This is a genomic window from Comamonas sp. lk (genome assembly GCF_900564145.1).
In the GTDB taxonomy this organism is placed as follows: domain Bacteria; phylum Pseudomonadota; class Gammaproteobacteria; order Burkholderiales; family Burkholderiaceae_C; genus Comamonas.
Window position 1 is genome coordinate 734,158 of record NZ_UOOB01000001.1, and the last position, 18,728, is coordinate 752,885.

At 63.0% G+C, this 18,728-nt stretch carries 18 protein-coding genes; 15 read left to right on the forward strand and 3 right to left on the reverse strand.

Annotation, left to right across the window (positions count from 1 at the left end):
- Positions 1 to 32: 32 nt before the first annotated feature.
- From can to EAO39_RS03425, 11 genes are all read left to right on the forward strand, one after another.
- Positions 33 to 695: a carbonate dehydratase gene (gene can, locus EAO39_RS03375; protein ID WP_120966153.1), complete on the forward strand. Its 663-nt coding sequence runs from the start codon at positions 33 to 35 to the stop codon at positions 693 to 695.
- A gap of 62 nt (positions 696 to 757) precedes the next feature.
- Positions 758 to 2,602, forward strand: coding sequence for a bifunctional isocitrate dehydrogenase kinase/phosphatase (aceK, locus tag EAO39_RS03380; protein WP_120966154.1), 1,845 nt, complete (start codon positions 758 to 760; stop codon positions 2,600 to 2,602).
- A gap of 87 nt (positions 2,603 to 2,689) precedes the next feature.
- The gene (locus EAO39_RS03385; RefSeq protein WP_120966155.1) at positions 2,690 to 3,874 is read left to right on the forward strand and encodes an acetyl-CoA C-acyltransferase; all 1,185 of its coding nucleotides are present in this window, start codon (positions 2,690 to 2,692) and stop codon (positions 3,872 to 3,874) included.
- 96 nt (positions 3,875 to 3,970) lie between these two features.
- The gene (locus EAO39_RS03390; RefSeq protein ID WP_120966156.1) at positions 3,971 to 5,083 is read left to right on the forward strand and encodes a hypothetical protein; all 1,113 of its coding nucleotides are present in this window, start codon (positions 3,971 to 3,973) and stop codon (positions 5,081 to 5,083) included.
- Positions 5,080 to 5,706, forward strand: coding sequence for an MSMEG_1061 family FMN-dependent PPOX-type flavoprotein (locus tag EAO39_RS03395; protein WP_120966157.1), 627 nt, complete (start codon positions 5,080 to 5,082; stop codon positions 5,704 to 5,706). The genes EAO39_RS03390 and EAO39_RS03395 overlap by 4 nt, the downstream gene beginning before the upstream one ends.
- A gap of 81 nt (positions 5,707 to 5,787) precedes the next feature.
- The gene (locus EAO39_RS03400; RefSeq protein WP_120966158.1) at positions 5,788 to 6,465 is read left to right on the forward strand and encodes an SDR family oxidoreductase; all 678 of its coding nucleotides are present in this window, start codon (positions 5,788 to 5,790) and stop codon (positions 6,463 to 6,465) included.
- Between the two features lie 56 nt (positions 6,466 to 6,521).
- Positions 6,522 to 7,652 (forward strand): acyl-CoA dehydrogenase family protein, encoded by a 1,131-nt coding sequence (locus tag EAO39_RS03405; RefSeq protein ID WP_120966159.1) that lies wholly within the window; start codon positions 6,522 to 6,524, stop codon positions 7,650 to 7,652.
- Positions 7,649 to 8,599, forward strand: coding sequence for a DMT family transporter (locus EAO39_RS03410; protein ID WP_120966160.1), 951 nt, complete (start codon positions 7,649 to 7,651; stop codon positions 8,597 to 8,599). The genes EAO39_RS03405 and EAO39_RS03410 overlap by 4 nt, the downstream gene beginning before the upstream one ends.
- Before the next feature lie 133 nt (positions 8,600 to 8,732).
- Positions 8,733 to 9,524: an alpha/beta hydrolase gene (locus tag EAO39_RS03415; protein WP_120966161.1), complete on the forward strand. Its 792-nt coding sequence runs from the start codon at positions 8,733 to 8,735 to the stop codon at positions 9,522 to 9,524.
- Positions 9,525 to 9,647: 123 nt separating this feature from the next.
- Positions 9,648 to 10,061 carry a YchJ family metal-binding protein gene (locus EAO39_RS03420; RefSeq protein ID WP_120970627.1) on the forward strand — a complete coding sequence of 138 codons (414 nt, stop codon included), beginning with the start codon at positions 9,648 to 9,650 and terminating at the stop codon, positions 10,059 to 10,061.
- Positions 10,062 to 10,223: 162 nt separating this feature from the next.
- The gene (locus EAO39_RS03425; RefSeq protein ID WP_120966162.1) at positions 10,224 to 10,949 is read left to right on the forward strand and encodes an HAD family phosphatase; all 726 of its coding nucleotides are present in this window, start codon (positions 10,224 to 10,226) and stop codon (positions 10,947 to 10,949) included.
- Positions 10,950 to 10,959: 10 nt separating this feature from the next.
- On the opposite strand, the gene EAO39_RS03430 is transcribed toward EAO39_RS03425, so the two are convergent.
- Genes EAO39_RS03430 through EAO39_RS03440 form a run of 3 tightly spaced genes read right to left on the reverse strand, consistent with a single transcriptional unit; the run spans position 10,960 to position 13,425 of the window.
- Positions 10,960 to 11,655: a DUF4336 domain-containing protein gene (locus EAO39_RS03430; RefSeq protein ID WP_120970629.1), complete on the reverse strand. Its 696-nt coding sequence runs from the start codon at positions 11,653 to 11,655 to the stop codon at positions 10,960 to 10,962.
- Between the two features lie 7 nt (positions 11,656 to 11,662).
- Positions 11,663 to 12,337, reverse strand: coding sequence for a glutathione S-transferase family protein (locus EAO39_RS03435; protein WP_120966163.1), 675 nt, complete (start codon positions 12,335 to 12,337; stop codon positions 11,663 to 11,665).
- Positions 12,338 to 12,348: 11 nt separating this feature from the next.
- Positions 12,349 to 13,425: an AraC family transcriptional regulator gene (locus EAO39_RS03440; RefSeq protein WP_120966164.1), complete on the reverse strand. Its 1,077-nt coding sequence runs from the start codon at positions 13,423 to 13,425 to the stop codon at positions 12,349 to 12,351.
- A 114-nt stretch (positions 13,426 to 13,539) separates the two neighbouring features.
- Here EAO39_RS03440 and EAO39_RS03445 point away from each other — a divergent pair, with 114 nt between their 5' ends.
- The 4 genes from EAO39_RS03445 (at position 13,540) to EAO39_RS03460 (ending at position 18,681) form a co-directional block, all read left to right on the forward strand.
- Positions 13,540 to 15,258, forward strand: a complete 1,719-nt coding sequence (locus EAO39_RS03445) for an AMP-binding protein (RefSeq protein ID WP_120966165.1) — start codon at positions 13,540 to 13,542, stop codon at positions 15,256 to 15,258.
- Positions 15,259 to 15,335: 77 nt separating this feature from the next.
- Positions 15,336 to 16,943 (forward strand): carboxyl transferase domain-containing protein, encoded by a 1,608-nt coding sequence (locus EAO39_RS03450; protein WP_120966166.1) that lies wholly within the window; start codon positions 15,336 to 15,338, stop codon positions 16,941 to 16,943.
- Between the two features lie 150 nt (positions 16,944 to 17,093).
- Positions 17,094 to 17,882, forward strand: a complete 789-nt coding sequence (locus EAO39_RS03455) for an enoyl-CoA hydratase/isomerase family protein (protein ID WP_120966167.1) — start codon at positions 17,094 to 17,096, stop codon at positions 17,880 to 17,882.
- A gap of 40 nt (positions 17,883 to 17,922) precedes the next feature.
- On the forward strand, positions 17,923 to 18,681 hold the full coding sequence (locus tag EAO39_RS03460; protein ID WP_120966168.1) for a DUF4126 domain-containing protein: 759 nt from the start codon (positions 17,923 to 17,925) through the stop codon (positions 18,679 to 18,681).
- Positions 18,682 to 18,728: the final 47 nt, after the last annotated feature.

The following is an 18,728-nucleotide window of genomic DNA, read 5'->3' on the forward strand; positions in this document are numbered from 1 at the left end:
TGTCACTCACCATCAAAAAGAAGGATCACCTCATGACAACGACCTCCATCGAAGACCTCTTTATCCACAACCGCCAATGGGCGGAACAGGTGGAAAAAGAGCGTCCGGGCTTTTTCACCGGATTGATGGCACAGCAAAAACCCAAGTACATGTGGATTGGCTGCTCCGACAGCCGCGTCCCGGCCAACCAGATCACCGGTCTGGAGCCTGGCGAGGTCTTTGTGCACCGCAACGTGGCCAACGTGGTGGTGCCCAGCGATCTGAACTGCCTGTCCACCATTCAATACTCGGTGGATCACCTGAAGATCGAGCACCTGATGGTGGTGGGCCACTACGGCTGCGGCGGCGTTTATGCCGCCCTCAACAATCTGCGTCTGGGCCTGGTGGACAACTGGACGCGCCACGTGCGCGATGTGCGCGACAAGCACCTGAAGCTGCTGGAAAGCATCTCCACCCAGTTCCGCCACGATGCGCTGTGCGAACTCAACGCCATCGAACAGGTGGTCAACGTGGCCCAGTCCACAGTGATGCAGGATGCCTGGGCCCGCGGCCAGAAGGTCACGCTGCACAGCTGGTGCTACAGCCTCAAGAACGGTCACATCACCAACCTCGAGATGACCGTGCCAGGCGTGGGTGGCCTGGATGATGTGTACGCCGCCGCCATCGAAAAAGTGGCCAAGCGCGAACGCAGCTAAGCCCCGCAGCCACCATGCAGCCCTGCGCAAACTCCAAGGCCTGAAAGGCAGCAAGCCCAGCCATGTTTCCCCAACGACTGGACGCCCCACAGGCCTACGCGATTGCGCAGGCGCTCATGCATGGTTTCAACCAGCACTACCGCATGTTCAGCGCCGAATCGGCGCGGGCCAAGCATCGCTTTGAAACCATGGACTGGCTGGGCCAGCAGCGCGCCCAGCGTGAACGCATAGAGTTCTATGACCTGCATGTGCGCGAATGCATGCGCAGACTGGAAAAAGAATTTGCCGCCAGCCGGCAGCCCATGAATGTGTGGCAGCAGGTCAAGCTGCACTACATAGGCTTGATGGTCGATCACCTTCAGCCCGAGCTGGCCGAGACTTTTTTCAACTCGGTCACCACCAAGATCCTGCACCGCACGCATTTTCACAACGACTTCATCTTTGTGCGTGCGGCGGTCAGCACCGAATATCTGGAGAACCACGCGCCGGGAGCGGTGCCCATCTACCGTGGCTACTACCCCGCCAACCGGGAGCAGTTGCCCGCCAGTCTGACGCAGATGGTGGAGCAGCTGGCACTGCAGTGTCCGTTTGAGGATCTGCCCCGAGATGTGGCGCGCCTGACCGAGCGTGTGCGCGGGCGCCTGCAAGGTCTCACGCTGCGCCCCAATTTCCAGCTGCAGGTGCTCTCCAGCCTGTTCTTTCGCAACAAGGGCGCCTACCTGGTGGGCAAGATCATCACCGGCTATACCGAGCTGGCTTTTGCCGTCCCCATTATTCATAGCGCCCATGGCAAGCTGGTATTGCACGCCGCCCTGTTTGGCGAAGACGATCTGCACGGCTTGTTCAGCTTTGCGCGTGCCTATTTCATGGTGCACATGGAAGTGCCCAGCGCCTATGTGCGCTTTTTGCACAGCCTGATGCCGCGCAAACCCTGTGCCGAGATTTACAACGCCCTGGGGCTGGCAAAGCAAGGCAAGACGCTGTTCTATCGCGATTTTCTGCACCACCTGCGCCACTCCAGCGATCAGTTGCGCATAGCGCCCGGCATCAAGGGCCTGGTCATGCTGGTGTTCGACCTGCCCAGCTTTCCCTATGTGTTCAAGCTCATCAAGGACCGCATCGCCAGCAGCAAGGACATCACGCGCACCCAGGTCGAAGGCAAATATCGCCTCGTCAAGCGCCACGACCGGGGCGGGCGCATGGCCGACACCATGGAATACAGCCTGGTGGCTCTGCCGCGCAGCCGTTTCAGCGATGAGCTGCTGGCCGAGCTGCAGGTGCAGGCACCCGAGCAGATCGAGATCAGCGACCGCGATGGCGACGGGCAGGAAGAAGTCATCATCCGCCACCTCTATATCGAGCGGCGCCTGGTGCCGCTGAACCTCTTTCTGCAGGAATGCTTGGCCGAAGCCGAGACCAAGCCCGAGCGCCGCGCCGCCATGGAGCGTGCGGTGGTCGAATATGGCAATGCCATCAAGGAGTTGGTGGCCACCAATATTTTTCCAGGCGACATGCTGTGGAAGAACTTTGGCGTGACGCGCGGCGGCAAGGTCGTGTTCTACGACTATGACGAGATCGAATACCTGACGGAATGCAATTTCCGCGCCGTGCCTGCGCCGCGAGATGACGCCGATGAGATGTCGGGCGAGATCTGGTATTCGGTAGGCCCCAAGGATGTGTTTCCCGAGACCTTTGGCCCTTTCCTGCTGGGCCACCCGGCAGTGCGCGAGGTCTTCATGCGCCACCACGCCGATCTGCTGGAGCCCGCGTTCTGGCAGCAGCACCAGGCCAGCATACGTGCCGGTCAGATGCCCGACGTCTTCCCTTACGAGAGCAGCCGCTTTCTGGACGAAAACGAGCAATGGCCGGCCATGTTCTCGGTTCGTCCCGTCCCGTGTCCCGCCTGAAGCCTGCCTGAAACGTATTTCAGATACCTATCAAGCGCTCATCTTTTGACTTTGCATTGTTCACCACTACAACCCAGGAGACTTACCATGCAACACGACCCCATCGTCATCGTCAGCGCCGCCCGCACGCCCATGGGCGCATTCCAGGGCGATTTTTCCGATCTGGCCGCCCATGATCTGGGTGGCGCCGCCATCAAGGCCGCCGTGGAGCGCGCAGGCATTGCGGCCGACAAGGTCGAGGAAGTGCTGTTCGGCAACTGTCTGATGGCCGGTCAAGGCCAGGCACCGGCACGCCAGGCCGGTTTTAAGGGCGGCCTGCCGCAAAGCACGGGGGCGGTCACCCTGTCCAAGATGTGCGGCGCTGGCATGGAAGCCACGATGCTGGCACACGACCAGCTGGTGGCCGGCAGCCGCGATGTGATGGTGGCAGGCGGCATGGAAAGCATGACCAATGCGCCCTATCTGCTCAAGAAGGGCCGTGGCGGCTATCGCATGGGCCATGACAAGATTTTTGACCACATGATGCTGGACGGTCTGGAAGATGCTTACGAGCCAGGCCGCTCCATGGGCACTTTCGGCGAAGACTGCGCTGCCAAATACAGCTTCACCCGAGAGCAGCAGGACGCGTTTGCGATTGCCAGCGTGCAGCGTGCGCAAGCCGCGGCGCAAAGCGGCGCCTTCGACGCGGAAATCACGCCCGTCACCGTCAAGACCCGCAAGGGCGATGTGACGGTGAGCGTGGATGAAGGCCCGGCCAAGGCCAAGCTCGACAAGATTGGCAGCTTGAAGCCCGCCTTCAAGAAGGACGGCACGATCACGGCCGCATCCAGCTCCAGCATCAATGACGGCGCCGCCGCCATGGTGTTGATGCGCGAATCCACCGCCCAAGCCATGGGCTGCAAGCCGCTGGCTCGCATCGTGGCCCACGCCAGCCATGCCCAGGCACCCGAGTGGTTCTCCACCGCACCCGTGGGCGCAACCGAGAAGGCGCTCAAGAAGGCCGGCTGGAAGGTGGAGGATGTGGACCTGTGGGAAATCAACGAGGCTTTTGCCGTCGTTCCCATGGCCTTGATGGCCGAGCTGGGCATCTCGCACGACAAGGTCAATGTGCACGGCGGCGCTTGCGCCCTGGGTCACCCGATTGGCGCCAGCGGTGCACGCATCATCGTCACGCTGATCCACGCACTCAAGACCCACGGCAAGAAAAAAGGCCTGGCCACGCTGTGCATAGGCGGCGGCGAAGGCACGGCCATGGCGATCGAGCTGGTGTGAGGCTCAAGCCCCGCCTGCGTGCACTACATTGAACGGATGTTCAACGGCCTGTGCGCACCTGCCAAGGTGTGCACAGGCATTTAGCGAAAACCATTCATGAGCGCAGACATTCAAGAAGACGACACCCCTCACGTGCTGCCGATTGGCATGCCGCAGATCGAGGCGTTCTGGAGCGATTTTTCCGAGCAGCTGAGTTCGCTGGAAACCCTGGATGGCCCGGACTTCGTGGAGCGCGCCAACGAGCTGCTGCAGCGCCATGCGCCGGGTCTGGCCGTGGAGCTGGAAGGCCAGCTCCGGCAGGCCGGTTCCAGGCTGGTGATTTCCGCCCATGGCAACACGGCGCAGTTTGAGAATGTGCAAGCCCTGGTGCGTCATGCACCGCGCTTCGAGAACTACGGCGTGCAGGCCTTTCGCAGTCGCACCGCCGGCGGCGATTTCGCCATGCGCATGGAAGATTTCGAGCTGTCCAGCGCCGAGGTGCTGGTGGGCTATTACGACGCCGGCGGCATCATCGGCCTGGAGCTGTCGTTTGGCAAAGCCATTCCCGAAGACATGGCGGCGCATGCGCAGCACATGGCTTTCATCATGCTCGACCATGTGCTGGGCGAGTGGGATTTTTCCGTGCGTGTAGGGCCAGTGGAATTTGTGCAGCAGCTGTCGCATGGCAGCTCAGGGCCGGTGCCGCTGCGGGATTTTGCTCCCGTCTTTGATGCGTTTCAGCGCGAGGTGCTGGGCCGCAGCTTCCAGTTTCCGCAGGAGCAGGACAGCCGCTGGCTGTCGCTGGAGGTGCGTGCCCGGGATGCGGCCGAGGACGATGCGCCGGACATTCTGTCTTTCCACGATTCGGCCAATGCCGTGGCCACGCGCGCCGATCTTTCGCACTTCATGCTGTGGCGCTTGCCGTTTTCCAGTCAGCAGGAACTCGATGCCGTGCGCGATGCACAGGACGGCCTGGAGGCGGAGCTGGCCCGCCAGCAGCGTGGCATTCTGGCCTTCACGCGGGTGGAGAGCATGAGCTCGCGCGTGGCCGCTTTCTATGTGGACGAACCGGTCTACGCCGCGCAGCTGGCCAAGCAACTGGCAGCCCAACATGCGCCAGGGCTTGAGGCCGAGCTGGACCTGAGCTTCGATCCCGCGTGGAACGAATACCTGTCCCTGTATGCCGCTATCCACCGCCAGGATACGCATGGGCAGGAGGATGCGTCGTGATCACCTCGCTTGAGCAACTGCAGCAGCTGTACGCACCGCCGGCAGAGCGGGCCTTGCTCAAGCAGCAGCTGGAGCTGGACCGCTATTGCCTGCGCTTTATTGCCCTGTCTCCGCTGCTGGTCATGGCCACGGGCGGTGCCAGCGGTACGCTGCTCGATGCCTCGCCGCGTGGCGGCAAGCCGGGCTTTGTCAAAGCCCCCGATGCAAACACGCTGCTGATTCCCGATGCCGGCGGCAACAACCGGCTCGACAGCCTGAGCAATCTGCTGCAAGACCCGCGTGTGGGTCTGCTGTTTTTCGTGCCCGGCTTTGACGAGACACTGCGCGTCAACGGCAAGGCCAGGCTGCGCGACGAGGCGCATTACACGGCGCTGTTTGCGTCCGAGCACTTCAGGCCCAAGCTGGTGATCGAGATCGAGGTGCAGGAAGCCTATCTGCACTGTGCCAAGGCCTTGATGCGCTCCAGGCTGTGGAGTGCCGAAGCCCAGGTGCAGCGCAATGTGATGCCCACGCTCAACCAGATGATTCAGGCGCAAATGGGCATGACCACGGCGCCTGAATCGCAGGAGTTGATGGTCAACCGCTACAACGCGCAAATCGCTGCCGAGCAGGGCAAAAAGTAATTGATAGCTGCTGGCGCTTGAACTGAAAGGGATTGAAGTGTTTTTTGGCTTGAATTCAATGAAAGATAGGCGCAAGCAGCTATGGCTTTGATACTGATTCTGGGCGCGTCGCGCGGTCTGGGCCGTGCCTTGACCGAGGCTTACGTACAGCAAGGCCACCGCGTCATCGCCACGGTGCGCAAGGCCGAGGACATGGCGGGCGTGCAGGCCCTGGGTGCCGAGGTGCTGCAGATGGATCTGGCCGACCCGGCCAGCGTCAGCGGCCTGGCCTGGCGGCTGGACGGCGAGAGCATCGATCTGGCCCTGTATGTGGCTGGCGTCTGGGATAGTAAGGACGCCGGCGTTCCGCCCTCGCAGCCTCAGTTCGATGCCGTCATGCACAGCAATGTACTGGGTTTCATGCAGGTGCTGCCGCAGATCGCGCCCATGGTCCAGGCCGCTGGCGGCGTGATGGGGGCGTTTTCCAGCGAGATGTCGCTGCTGGCGCAGGCCGATGCCTATGCCTGGTTATACCGTGTCAGCAAGGCCGCTCTGAATATGGCTGTGGTGTCGGCCTGCCAGCAATGGCCGGGCATGACGCTGCTGGCGCTGGACCCGGGCTGGGTACAGACCGAGATGGGCGGTGCACAGGCGCCGCTGACTCTGCAGCAAAGCGTGCAGGGCCTGATGCAGGCCCTGGCCACGGTGAGGCCTGAAGACCGGGGCTGTCTGCTGCGCCACGATGGCTTGAGAACACGGTTGAACCAAGGGCAGGCCTAGTTTTTATCCAGGCTTTGCGCTATCAAAAATGTATTAAAAAATTATAGGAGACATCCATGCTTTTGACCTCTGACCAGGAAATGATCCGCGATGCCGTGCGCGATTTCGTGCGCGAGCAAATCACGCCCCATGCCGCGCGCTGGGACAAGGAGCACCACTTTCCCAAGGATGTGCACCAAGGCCTGGCCCAGCTCGGCGCCTACGGCATCTGCGTGCCCGAGGAGTTGGGCGGCGCAGGGCTGAACTACATCAGCCTGGCCCTGGTGCTGGAAGAGATTGCTGCCGGCGATGGCGGCACGAGCACCGTGATCAGCGTGACCAACTGCCCGGTCAACGCCATCTTGATGCGCTACGGCAATGCCCAGCAGCAAGAGCAGTGGCTGCGCCCGCTGGCCCAAGGCGCCATGCTGGGTGCCTTCTGCCTGACCGAGCCTCATGTGGGCTCAGATGCCAGTGCGTTGCGCACCACGGCCGTCCGCGAGGGCGATGACTATGTGATCAACGGCGTCAAGCAGTTCATCACCAGCGGCAAGAACGGCGATGTGGCGATTGTGATTGCCGTCACCGACAAGGCCGCGGGCAAGAAGGGCATGAGCGCTTTTCTGGTCCCCACCGGCAACCCCGGCTATCAGGTGGCGCGGCTGGAGGAAAAGCTGGGCCAGCACAGCAGCGATACGGCGCAGATCAATTTCGACAACTGCCGCATTCCGGCCGCCAACCTGATCGGTGCAGAAGGCGAGGGCTACAAGATTGCCCTGTCGGCGCTGGAAGGCGGGCGCATAGGCATTGCCGCCCAGAGCGTGGGCATGGCACGTGCGGCCTTCGAAGCCGCGCTGGCCTACAGCAAGGAGCGCGAGAGCTTCGGCCAGCCCATCTTCAATCACCAGGCCGTGGGTTTCAGGCTGGCGGACTGCGCCACGCAGATCGAAGCGGCGCGCCAGCTGATCTGGCATGCGGCCAGCCTGCGCGATGCCGGTCTGCCCTGCTTGAAGGAAGCGGCCATGGCCAAGCTGTTTGCCAGCGAAATGGCCGAACGCGTGTGCAGCATGGCGATTCAGACGCTGGGCGGCTACGGCGTGGTCAACGATTTCCCGGTGGAGCGCATCTACCGCGATGTGCGGGTGTGCCAGATCTATGAAGGCACGAGCGACGTGCAGAAAATCATCATCCAGCGCGCCCTGGCATGAGCGGGCAGGACATCCGGCGTCCGCTGGATGCCCAGGCGGTGGCCCTGATGCTGCTGCTGTGCCTGATCTGGAGCCTGCAGCAGATCGTGCTCAAGGCCACAGCGCCTGATTTCTCGCCCACCTTGCAGCTGGCGCTGCGCTCCGGCATTGCGGCGCTGCTGGTGTGGCTGTACATGCGCTTCAAGGGTGAGCGGCTCAATCTGCAAACAGGGGTCTGGCGGGCAGGTCTGCTGGTGGGCGCCCTGTTTGCGCTGGAGTTCGTGCTGCTGGGCCAGGCCGTGCGCCTGACCACGGCAGGCCATGTGGTGGTGTTTTTGTACTCGGCCCCGGTGTTTGCGGCCCTGGGCCTGCACCTTAAGCTTCCGGCCGAGCGGCTGGCAACCCTGCAATGGCTGGGCATTGCCCTGGCCTTTGGCGGCATTGCCGTGGCTTTTCTGGGAGATGGCGGTCAGGGCCGTCTGTCCTCCACCCTGCTGGGCGATGCGCTGGCGCTGGGGGCGGCCTTGGCCTGGGGCCTGACCACGGTGGCCATCCGCGTCTCGCCGCTGTCCGGCCTGCCGGCCACGCAAACCCTGTTCTATCAGCTGGTGGTGGGCTTTGTGCTGCTGATGGCGGCGGCCTGGGCCCTGGATGAGACGGTTTTCCGCTCCAGCTTGCCGGTATGGGCGGCGCTGGCTTTCAATGCCGTGCTCGTCTGCTTTTTCAGCTTTCTGGTCTGGTTCAGCTTGCTGCGCAAATACCTGGCCTCCCGTCTGGGCGTGTTTTCCTTTCTCACGCCCATTCTTGGCGTGATCCTTGGGGCCTGGCTGCTCGATGAGCCGGTGGAGCCCAATTTCGCCATCGGCGCCGCCCTGGTGCTGGCCGGGATCGTGCTGGTCAGCGGCTATGGCTTGCTGTTGGGCTGGCTGCAGCGCCTGAGGCACCGCGTGCCTGCGCGAAAAATCTAGGGCTTGTCAACCGGGTGTGGTGCAGTAAGGGCCATGCCGCTTGCCCTGGTGATGGCGCCTGCCTAGGATGAACGCAGGAGAGGGTGCACGCAGCGCCCTGCAGCGATCAACCTATTGCACAGGAGTCTCCAGCATGCCTTTTGCCCCGGTCAACGGTCAGAACCTCTTCTACGAAGATACGGGCGGGCGTGGTCCCGTCATCGTGTTCTCGCATGGGCTGCTCATGGATCACACCATGTTCGCGCCCCAGGTTCAGGCCTTGCAAAGCCGTTTTCGCTGCATCAGCTGGGATGAACGCGGCCATGGGCAGACGGCAGACCCCGAGCATTGCGCGCCTTTTACCTACTACGACAGCGCCGACGATCTGGCCGCGCTGCTCAAATACCTGGGTGTAGACAAGGCGGTGCTGGTCGGCATGTCGCAAGGCGGCTATCTCTCGCTGCGCTGTGCCCTGATTCACCCCGAGGTGGTGGGGGCGCTGGTGCTGATCGATACCCAGGCCTTGCTGGAAGACCCGGAGCAAATGCCCCATCACGAAGCCCTGCTCAAGGCCTGGATGGAGCACGGCCTGTCTGACGATATGGCGACCATGGTGGAGCACATCATCCTGGGCCAGGGTTGGGGCGGCGCGGCCCAGTGGCGCCACAAATGGAAGCAGGCCACACCCGTCAATCTGGGACAGAGCTTTGCCACGCTGGCGCTGCGCGACGACATCAGCCCGCGCCTGGCCGAGATCCGCATGCCGGCCCTGGTCATTCATGGCAGCAAGGACGAGGCCATCGCCCCCGAGCGCGCCCGCGCCATGTTCAAAGGCCTGCCCCAGGCACGCTGGGTGGATGTGGTGGGGGCCGGCCATGCTTCCAACCTCACCCACCCGGAGCCGGTGAACGCGGCCATGGAAGAGTTCCTGGCGGGCCTGCATTGACTCTGGCGCACGGGGCCGGAGGCGCAGTCTTGTGATAAAAATGGCGGCTAACGCTTGTCCTTCAAGCGCATCAAGCTATGAATATTGATGCAAGCCCGTGGCTTGCCAGAGAAAGATTGCACCGTGAGCGACAAGAGTCAGACCGCCGCCTGCCCCTGCGGAAACACGACAGCCAAGGGCAAGGCGCTGGCCTATGCCGCATGCTGTGGCCGCTATCTGGACCACTGGGACAGCCAGCCCGCCCCAGATGCCCAGGCGCTGATGCGCTCGCGCTACACGGCTTTTGTGCGTGAGAACGCCGCCTATCTGCAAGCCAGCTGGCATGCCAGCCAGCGACCCCAGAGTCTGGAGTTTGATCCGGCCAGCAAATGGCTGGGCCTGGAGGTCAAGGACTTCCAAGCCACGGGCGAGAGCACGGCCGAGGTAGAGTTTGTCGCCCGCTACCGGCATGCGGGCCGCGCCGTGCGTCTGCATGAGCGCAGCCGTTTTGTGCGCGAAGAGGGGCGCTGGTATTACGTGGATGGCGAGCAGTTCTGAACGAGTCCAACACAGTGCCCGTGACCCCGGCGCCGGCCGGCGTTTTCTGGCCGCAAGCATGAAATACCGCATGCACGCATAATCGCGCCATCCATTTTTCTATGACCAAAGGCGCTACAGGCGCCTTTTTGCATCGCTTTGTGCCGATGCGGGCAATGCTTTATGACTGCTTTTGACGCTGTGCTCTTTGACTGTGATGGTGTGCTGGTGGACAGCGAATCCATCACCAACCGCGTGCTGTGCACCATGCTCAATGAATCCGGCTGGGCCATCAGCCAGGAGGAGTGCACGCGCGACTTCATAGGCAAGACGGTGCGCAGCCAGGCTGCCGTCATCGAGTCGCACACCGGCAAGCCGTTGACCGACGCATGGATGGCCGAGTTCTATGAGCGCCGCAACACGGCCTTGCGTGCCGAGCTGGTGGCCATTGACGGGGCGCTGGAAGCCGTCAAGCAAATCCACGAGCTGTGCGGGGGCCGTATTGCCTGCGCTTCGGGAGCCGACCGCGCCAAGGTGGAGATGCAGCTGGAGCAGGTGGGCATGGCTGCCTACTTTGAGGGCCTGGTCTTCAGCGGCCATGAGATGCCGCGCAGCAAGCCTTTTCCCGATGTGTATCTGGCGGCCGCGCAAGCGCTGGCTGCAGACCCGGCCCAATGCCTGGTGATCGAGGACACGGTCACCGGCGTGCAGGCCGGCGTGGCTGCCGGTGCCACGGTCTGGGGCTATTTCCCATCCGATCAGGGCCATGCATCGTCAGAGCAACTGCTGGATGCCGGCGCGGCCTGCGTGTTCGGCCATATGGGCGATTTGCCCGCCATGTTCGACGCCGTGCGCAAGGCTGCTTCTTCTATGACTGGCGGCGACGGTTACGAGCACGAAATCCAGTAGGCCCGGGTCTTCAGTTCCAGACCGACAGGGCTTCGGCCAGGCGCAGGCTGGCCTGGTCTTCAATCACGCTGTTGTGCAGCAGGATGACGCGCTGCACCGGCCATTGCTGCATCTGGGCCGCGCTGGCCTTCACCGCCGCCCTGTCCTTGACCAGCAAGCGCACGCTGCGCGGCACGGTCAGCCGTTCATGGCCGCCCGTCAGCCCCAGGTACAGGCGCACCGGCAGGCTGAGCGGCCCCTTCCAGCATTGCAATATGTCGGTGGCTATCAGCGAGCCTGAGGCCGGGTGGAACCAGACGGTTTCATCGAGCATGGGAATGCCGCCAAAGCGCAGATACTCCAGATCGCCGGCCCAGGGTTCCGCCTCAATCGTCGGCAAGAGTTCCATGGTCATCAGATCGGGCCGTTTGCGCCGCACGCCCTTGGTGCCGTAAATCCTGGCCTTGGGATACTGTGCGGCCAGATCGCCGACAAACAAATGGTGCATGGCGCTGGGCGCCACGATGTGGCGCAGCGGCCCCATGGAGTCCAGCTGCTGCTTTTGCGTGGGCGTCAGCGGCACGGCTGAGTGCGAGAGCAGGCTGCCATCGCTCAGCTTCACCACCGTCATGCGGGTGCTGACCTGGAGGCCCATATTGCTGAATTGATAGCTAAGAGCGTATATGTTGTCAGCGATTGAGCGCCATTTTTCTTGTATTTCATGCATGGTCAAATCATCCAAACGGGCGAAGCAGAGGTGAGGGCGTGCTGTCCACGCCCTGTGCCATCGCCGCAGCCTGTTCGGCCTGGCGGGCGCGTGCAAAGGCCGGGCGCTGTTGCAGGCGTTGCCAGTAGGCCTGGGTGGCGGGGCCGGCCTGCGGCAGCAGACCCAGAAAGTCGGCCAGCATCAGCGCATAGCCCACGGCCACATCTGCAGCGGTGAAGCGGCCGGCGCACAGCCAGTCCGATGTGCTCACCGCCGCTTCCACCGCCCGCAGCCGGGCCAGAAACCAGCGCGCATAGTCCTGCGCTACATCGTCATGGCGGCGTTCGGGCGGCTCGAAATGCTGGTAGCGCAGCACCAGCGTCTGGGGAAAGGTGAGCGTGGCATCGCTCATATGCAGCCAGTTCAGATAGGCGGCAAAGCCGCTTTCGTGGGGCGAAACCGACAGTTGCGGCTCGGGGTGAAGAGCGGCCAGATATTCGCAGATGGCCGCCGACTCCGTCAGCTTCACCTGCTCATGCAGCAGCAGCGGGATTGTACCCAGCGGGTTCAGCTCCAGATAGCTGCGCTGCAGCGCCCGGGGTGGGAAGGGCAGCAGATGCAGGGTGTAGGGCTGTTGCAGCTCTTCAAGCAGCCACAGAGGCCGAAACGAGCGCGCGCTGACGCAGTGGTAGAGGTGGTACATGGCCTGTGTTTTCAGTCGGGGCGGTGGCTGGCGGAGCGGCGAAATTCCGAAGGCGACAGACCGGTCCACAGTCTGAAGGCGCGGATAAAGCTTTTGTCGTTCAGAAAGCCGCAGGCCTGGGCAATGCGCTTGATGGGGCGGCTGGTGCGCAGCAGCAGGGCAATCGCCCGTTCGCGGCGGATCTCGTCCTTCAGGGCTTGCAGCGAAGCGCCTTCCTCCTTGAGCTGGCGGTGCAGGCTGCGCTGCGAGACATGGAGCTGGCGCGACAGGGTCTCGGCCGTCTGCTGGCCTTCGCTGTTGGCCGTCAGCAGCTGGCGTACGCGTTGCACCAGGGTGCGCTCGCGCTGGTAGGGGCGCACCTGCAGCGGCAGGGCACGCTGCAGCATGCGGTTGAGCGCGGCCTCGTCGCGGGCCAGCGGGGCTTGCAGCAGCCGGGCATCAAACTGCAGGCTGGCCTCGGCGGCATCGAATTCCAGCTCGCCCGGCGGGAACAGCACGCCATAAACCGCGGCATGTGCCGGCGCCGCAAACGGAAAACTGGCTTTTTGCAAGGCAATGGCGTCGTTGATCAGCCAGCTGGCAAAGCCGTGGATGTTGCGCAGCACCGAGACCAGGCAGAACTCGCGCATGGCGCCCAGCGGCCGGCATTCCTGCAGGGTCAGGGTGGCGATGCCGTGTTCCTCGGTCAGGGTCAGGCGTATATCGGCGGCAATCAGGCCGTGGTGGCGGCACCAGCGGGCCAGGGCCAGGCCCAGATGCGGGGCGCTGATGCTGGCGCGGGCCAGCATGCCGTAGCTGCCCCAGGGCAGGCGGCGCTCGAACCAGCCCAGGGTCTCGTCGTCAAGTTCGCGCATGGCGGCATCGCACAGGGCTTCCATCTGCAAGGCCGTGATGCACTGTGTTTCATCGTTGAGCAGCTCTGGCGGGATTTGTGCCTTGTTCAAAGCTTCCAGCGGCGATAGCTGCCTTTGCTCATAAGCCTTTACAACGGCCAACACAAAGGCCATGGGGGTAATTGCCGGGTGAGATTTGGTCGCAATGCTGGCATTGTGTGGCAGCGGCGTCTTGACCAGTGAGGGGGTAAGCATGTGGCAATTATTGCAACCTTTGTGACTTCATCTGAACAGGGCTAGCCCTTATGCTGCGGCAATCAATTCTCGCTGGCGTTGCCGGGGAAAACAGGAATTCAAGGAGTCTCAGTCATGTCATCGCCCATGCAGTTGCTCACCACCAGCTATGCCAAAGGCCGCACCGATGTGCCGCTGATCGAGCAGACCATTGGTGATTTCTTTGCCGACATGGCGGCTCGCCAGCCCCACAGCGATGCGCTGATCAGCCGTCACCAGGGTCTGCGCTTTGATTATGCGCAGCTGCACCAGGCCGCGCGCCAGCTGGCCAGTTCCTTGCTGGGCCTGGGTCTGGTCAAGGGCGATCGCGTAGGCATCTGGAGCCACAACAATGCCGAGTGGGTGCTGCTGCAGCTGGCCACGGCCCAGGTGGGCGTGGTGCTGGTGAACATCAACCCGGCCTACCGCACTTCGGAAGTGGAATACGCGCTCAACAAAGTGGGCTGCAAGGCGCTGGTCGCCATGCCCCAGTTCAAGAGCAGCGACTATTTGGGCATGCTGCGCGAGCTGGCTCCGGAACTGGCGAGCTGTGCGCCGGGCCAGCTGCAGGCCAAGCGCTTGCCCGAGCTACGCTCCGTGGCCTGGATCGATGCGCCCGGCCAAGGGGACGAGCAGCCCGGCATGCTGCGTTTTTCGCAGCTGATGGCGCAAGGCACATCCGGCGATGCGCGCATAGACGCCATTGCCGCCACGCTCAGCAACACCGACCCCATCAACATCCAGTTCACCAGCGGCACCACCGGCTTTCCCAAGGGCGCGACGCTGACACATCGCAACATCCTGAACAACGGTTTCTTCATCGGCGAATGCATGCGCCTCACGCCCGAGGACCGGTTGTGCATTCCCGTGCCGCTGTACCACTGCTTTGGCATGGTGCTGGGCAATCTGGCCTGCTTCACCCATGGCTCGGCCATTGTCTATCCCAATGACGGTTTTGACCCCGTCTCGGTGCTGGAAGCGGTGCAGGCCGAGAAATGCACGGGTCTGCACGGCGTGCCCACCATGTTCATCTCCGAGCTAGATCACCCCAGCTTTGCGCAGTTCGATCTGTCCACCTTGCGCACCGGCATCATGGCCGGATCGCCCTGCCCCATCGAGGTGATGAAGCGCGTGGTGCGCGACATGCATCTGTCGGAAATCACCATTGCCTACGGCATGACCGAGACCAGCCCCGTGAGCTGCCAGAGCGATGCCGACACGCCGCTCGAAAAGCGCGTGGCCACCGTGGGCAAGGTGCAGCCGCATCTGGAAGTGAAGGTGGTGGACCCGAACACGGGCGAGATCGTGGCGCCCGGCGTCTCGGGCGAGCTGTGCACGCGCGGCTACTCGGTCATGCACGGCTACTGGGATGACGAGGCCAGGACCCGCGAAGCCATTGACGACGAGCACTGGATGCATACCGGCGATCTGGCCACCATGGATGCGGAAGGCTTCGTCAACATCGTGGGCCGCATCAAGGACATGGTGATTCGCGGTGGCGAAAACATCTATCCGCGCGAGATCGAGGAATTCCTCTACCGCCACCCCCAGGTGCAGGACGTGCAGGTGGTCGGTGTGCCCGATGTGCGCTATGGCGAGGAGCTGTGCGCCTGGATCATCGTCAAGCCGGGCCAGGAGCTGAGCGAGGAGGGCGTGCGCGATTTCTGCAAGGGCCAGATCGCCCACTACAAGGTGCCGCGCTACATCCGTTTTGTGCAGGCCTTTCCCATGACGGTCACGGGCAAGATTCAGAAATTCAAGATTCGCGACGAGATGATAGAGCTGCTGGATCTGCGCGTGGTCAAGACCGCCTGAGCGGGCAGCAGGAAAAGTACAAACCCGCTCCAGTGGCGTGAATACGTTCTGAGAGCCAAGCATTCAAGAGGCAAGCAATGAGCATTCTGGGGACAAAAATCAACCCGCGTTCTGCGGATTTTCTGGCCAACGCCGCTGCCATGCAGGCCGTGGTCAATGACTTGCATGCGCGCTGCGACGAAATGGCGCTGGGCGGCAACGAAGCCGCCCGTGCCAAGCATGTGGCCCGCGGCAAGTTGCTGCCGCGCGAGCGCGTGCAGCGCCTGCTGGATGCGGGCACGCCGTTTCTGGAGCTGTCGCCGCTGGCTGCGCTCAATATGTACAACAACGATGCGCCGGGCGCGGGCGTGATTGCCGGCGTGGGCCGCGTCAGCGGCGTGGACTGCATGATCGTCTGCAACGATGCGACGGTAAAGGGCGGCACCTACTACCCCATGACGGTGAAAAAGCATTTGCGCGCCCAGGAAATCGCTGCGCAAAACCGCCTGCCCTGCATCTATCTGGTGGACTCCGGCGGTGCCAATCTGCCCAATCAGGACGACGTGTTTCCGGATCGCGAGCACTTCGGTCGCATCTTCTTCAACCAGGCCAATATGAGTGCGCAAGGCATTGCGCAGATTGCCGTAGTCATGGGCTCGTGCACGGCCGGCGGCGCCTATGTGCCGGCCATGAGCGATGAGTCCATCATCGTCAAGAACCAGGGCACGATTTTTCTGGGCGGCCCGCCCCTGGTCAAGGCCGCCACCGGCGAGGTGGTGAGCGCCGAAGATCTGGGCGGCGGCGACGTGCACACCCGCCTGTCGGGCGTGGCCGACCACCTGGCGGAAAACGATTTGCATGCCATTGCACTGGCCCGCCAGGCCGTGGCCAATTTGAACAAGAACAAAGCCGAGAACAAGGCGGATCTTGCGCCGCAGGCGCCGCTTTTCGAGGGTGGCGAGCTGTATGGCGTGATCCCCGTGGATACGCGCAAGCCTTTTGACGTGCGCGAGATCATTGCCCGCGTGGTGGACGGCAGCCAGTTCGACGAGTTCAAGGCCCGCTTTGGCAGCACCCTGGTTTGCGGCTTTGCGCGCATCGAAGGCATGCAGGTTGGCATCATCGCCAACAACGGCATTCTGTTCAGCGAATCGGCGGTCAAGGGCGCGCACTTCATCGAGCTGTGCTGCCAGCGCAAGGTGCCGCTGGTGTTTCTACAGAACATCACCGGCTTCATGGTCGGCCGCAAGTACGAGAACGAAGGCATTGCCCGCCATGGCGCCAAGCTGGTGACGGCCGTGGCCACGGCGGCCGTGCCCAAGTTCACCATCATCATCGGCGGCAGCTTTGGCGCGGGCAACTACGGCATGTGCGGCCGCGCCTACTCGCCACGTTTCCTCTGGATGTGGCCCAACGCCCGCATTTCGGTCATGGGCGGCGAGCAGGCAGCCAGCGTGCTGGCCACCGTCAAGCGTGACGGCATCGAAGCCAGGGGCGGCAGCTGGAGCGCCGAGCAAGAGGAAGATTTCAAGGCACCGATTCGCCAGCAATACGAAGACCAGGGCCATCCTTACTACGCCACGGCACGGCTGTGGGATGACGGCGTGATCGACCCCGCCGACACCCGCCGCGTGCTGGCGCTGGGCCTGGCCGCCACGCGCAACGCGCCGATTGAGGACACGCGTTTCGGCGTGTTCCGCATGTAAGCGCCAGAACGCCGAAAAGCCCGTTGCCATGCAAGCACAGCGCACCCTGAGCACCACAGTCCGGAACCTTGCGCAGTGCCTGCCTTTGGTACAACAATTTTTGCAGCGCCAGGCTGCCCCGCCTGCACCTTGATGACTGGAGCCAAGCCAATGACGACAAAAGCCCTGACCCTGGTAGTGAACTCCGGTATCGCCACCATCACGCTGGCCCGGCCCGAAATCCGCAACGCTTTCAGCGATGAAACGATTGCCGAAATTACCCAGGCTTTCCTGACCGCAGGCGAGCGAGCCGATGTACGGGCCGTGGTGCTGGCCGCCGAAGGCCCGGCCTTCTGCGCGGGTGCCGACCTGAACTGGATGCGCCGCATGGCCGAGTATTCGCGCGATGAAAACCGCGTGGATGCCGACCTGCTGGCCCAGATGCTCAACGTCATCTACCACTGCCCCAAGCCCACGATTGCGCGGGTGCAGGGCGATGTCTATGCCGGCGGCATGGGGCTGGTGGCCTGCTGCGATATGGCAGTGGCCGCCGATACGGCAGGTTTTTGCCTGTCGGAAGTGAAGATCGGCCTGATTCCCGCCACCATCAGCCCTTATGTGGTGCGTGCCATGGGCGCACGGGCCGCGCACCGCTACTTTCTCAGCGGCGAGCGCTTTTCGGCACAGGAGGCACATCGCATCGGCTTTGTGCATGAAGTCACCGAAGCCGAGCAGCTGGACTCCGTGGTGGACGGCTGGATCAAGCATCTGCTCAGCGCCGGCCCCGAAGCCGTGCGTGCCTGCAAGCGCTTGGTCATCGATGTGGCAGAGCGTGAAATCAACGAGCAGCTGATTGCCGTGACCGTGGAAGGCATTGCCAATATCCGCGCCAGCAGCGAAGGCAAGGAAGGCGTGCAGGCCTTCCTCAACAAGCGCAAGCCCAACTGGCTGCCGGGATGAAGAGCGGCTTCTGAATCCCTCGCCATTGAGCTGAAACACCATGGACATCTGGCAAACCATCATCCACTGGCTGCACGGCGCCGGTCTGCATGTGGACCCCGATACGGCCCAGGCCGTAGGCGAGGCTGCCGGCCAGGTGGGCGACGTGGCGGCCAGGGCCGGCCATGCCGTGGCTCAGATGGACATGGGCGCGCTGCTGGCGTTGGCGGCCGCTCTGGGCTGGGCCAGCGGTTTCAGGCTGTATGCCGTGGTGTTTCTCGTGGGCTTGCTGGGCGCCACCGGCTTGATGCCGCTGCCCGGCGGTCTGGGCGTGCTTCAGCACCCCATGGTGCTGATCCTCAGCGGCAGCTTGCTGTTTGTGGAGTTTTTCGCCGACAAGATTCCCCTGGTTGATTCGGTGTGGGATCTGTTTCAGAGCGTGCTGCGCATTCCCGCCGGTGCAGCGCTGGCGGCTGCGGTGTTTGGTGCCGACAACAGCACCATGGCCATGGTGGCAGCCCTGATGGGCGGCACGCTGGCGGCCACCAGCCAGGCGGCCAAGACCACGACGCGCGCCTTGATCAATACCTCGCCCGAGCCTTTCTCCAACGTGGGCGCCAGCCTGGCCGAGGACACGGTGGCGGTGGGTGCCATCTGGCTGGCGCTGGCCAACCCGCTGGTGTTTGGCAGCGTGCTGGTCGTGGTGGTGATTTTGATGTGGCTGGTGATCTGGGCGCTGTGGCGCTTTTTGAAGGCAGCGATGCGCCGCCTGCGCGGCTGGCTGGGCGGTGTAGATGCCGAGCCTTTGCAAAAAACATAGCTGCTTGCGCTGATTGAAAAAGCGCTGGCGGGCAATTTGACCTGAAT

Coding starts and splice junctions, on each gene's coding strand:
- EAO39_RS03415 (WP_120966161.1), top strand. CDS start 8,733: ATGCCTTTTGCCCCGGTCAACGGTCAGAACCTCTTCTACGAAGATACG.
- can (WP_120966153.1), top strand. CDS start 33: ATGACAACGACCTCCATCGAAGACCTCTTTATCCACAACCGCCAATGG.
- EAO39_RS03405 (WP_120966159.1), top strand. CDS start 6,522: ATGCTTTTGACCTCTGACCAGGAAATGATCCGCGATGCCGTGCGCGAT.
- EAO39_RS03430 (WP_120970629.1), bottom strand. CDS start 11,655: ATGCATGAAATACAAGAAAAATGGCGCTCAATCGCTGACAACATATAC.
- EAO39_RS03455 (WP_120966167.1), top strand. CDS start 17,094: ATGACGACAAAAGCCCTGACCCTGGTAGTGAACTCCGGTATCGCCACC.
- EAO39_RS03440 (WP_120966164.1), bottom strand. CDS start 13,425: ATGCTTACCCCCTCACTGGTCAAGACGCCGCTGCCACACAATGCCAGC.
- EAO39_RS03450 (WP_120966166.1), top strand. CDS start 15,336: ATGAGCATTCTGGGGACAAAAATCAACCCGCGTTCTGCGGATTTTCTG.
- EAO39_RS03425 (WP_120966162.1), top strand. CDS start 10,224: ATGACTGCTTTTGACGCTGTGCTCTTTGACTGTGATGGTGTGCTGGTG.
- EAO39_RS03460 (WP_120966168.1), top strand. CDS start 17,923: ATGGACATCTGGCAAACCATCATCCACTGGCTGCACGGCGCCGGTCTG.
- EAO39_RS03445 (WP_120966165.1), top strand. CDS start 13,540: ATGTCATCGCCCATGCAGTTGCTCACCACCAGCTATGCCAAAGGCCGC.
- EAO39_RS03390 (WP_120966156.1), top strand. CDS start 3,971: ATGAGCGCAGACATTCAAGAAGACGACACCCCTCACGTGCTGCCGATT.
- aceK (WP_120966154.1), top strand. CDS start 758: ATGTTTCCCCAACGACTGGACGCCCCACAGGCCTACGCGATTGCGCAG.
- EAO39_RS03435 (WP_120966163.1), bottom strand. CDS start 12,337: ATGTACCACCTCTACCACTGCGTCAGCGCGCGCTCGTTTCGGCCTCTG.
- EAO39_RS03385 (WP_120966155.1), top strand. CDS start 2,690: ATGCAACACGACCCCATCGTCATCGTCAGCGCCGCCCGCACGCCCATG.
- EAO39_RS03410 (WP_120966160.1), top strand. CDS start 7,649: ATGAGCGGGCAGGACATCCGGCGTCCGCTGGATGCCCAGGCGGTGGCC.
- EAO39_RS03400 (WP_120966158.1), top strand. CDS start 5,788: ATGGCTTTGATACTGATTCTGGGCGCGTCGCGCGGTCTGGGCCGTGCC.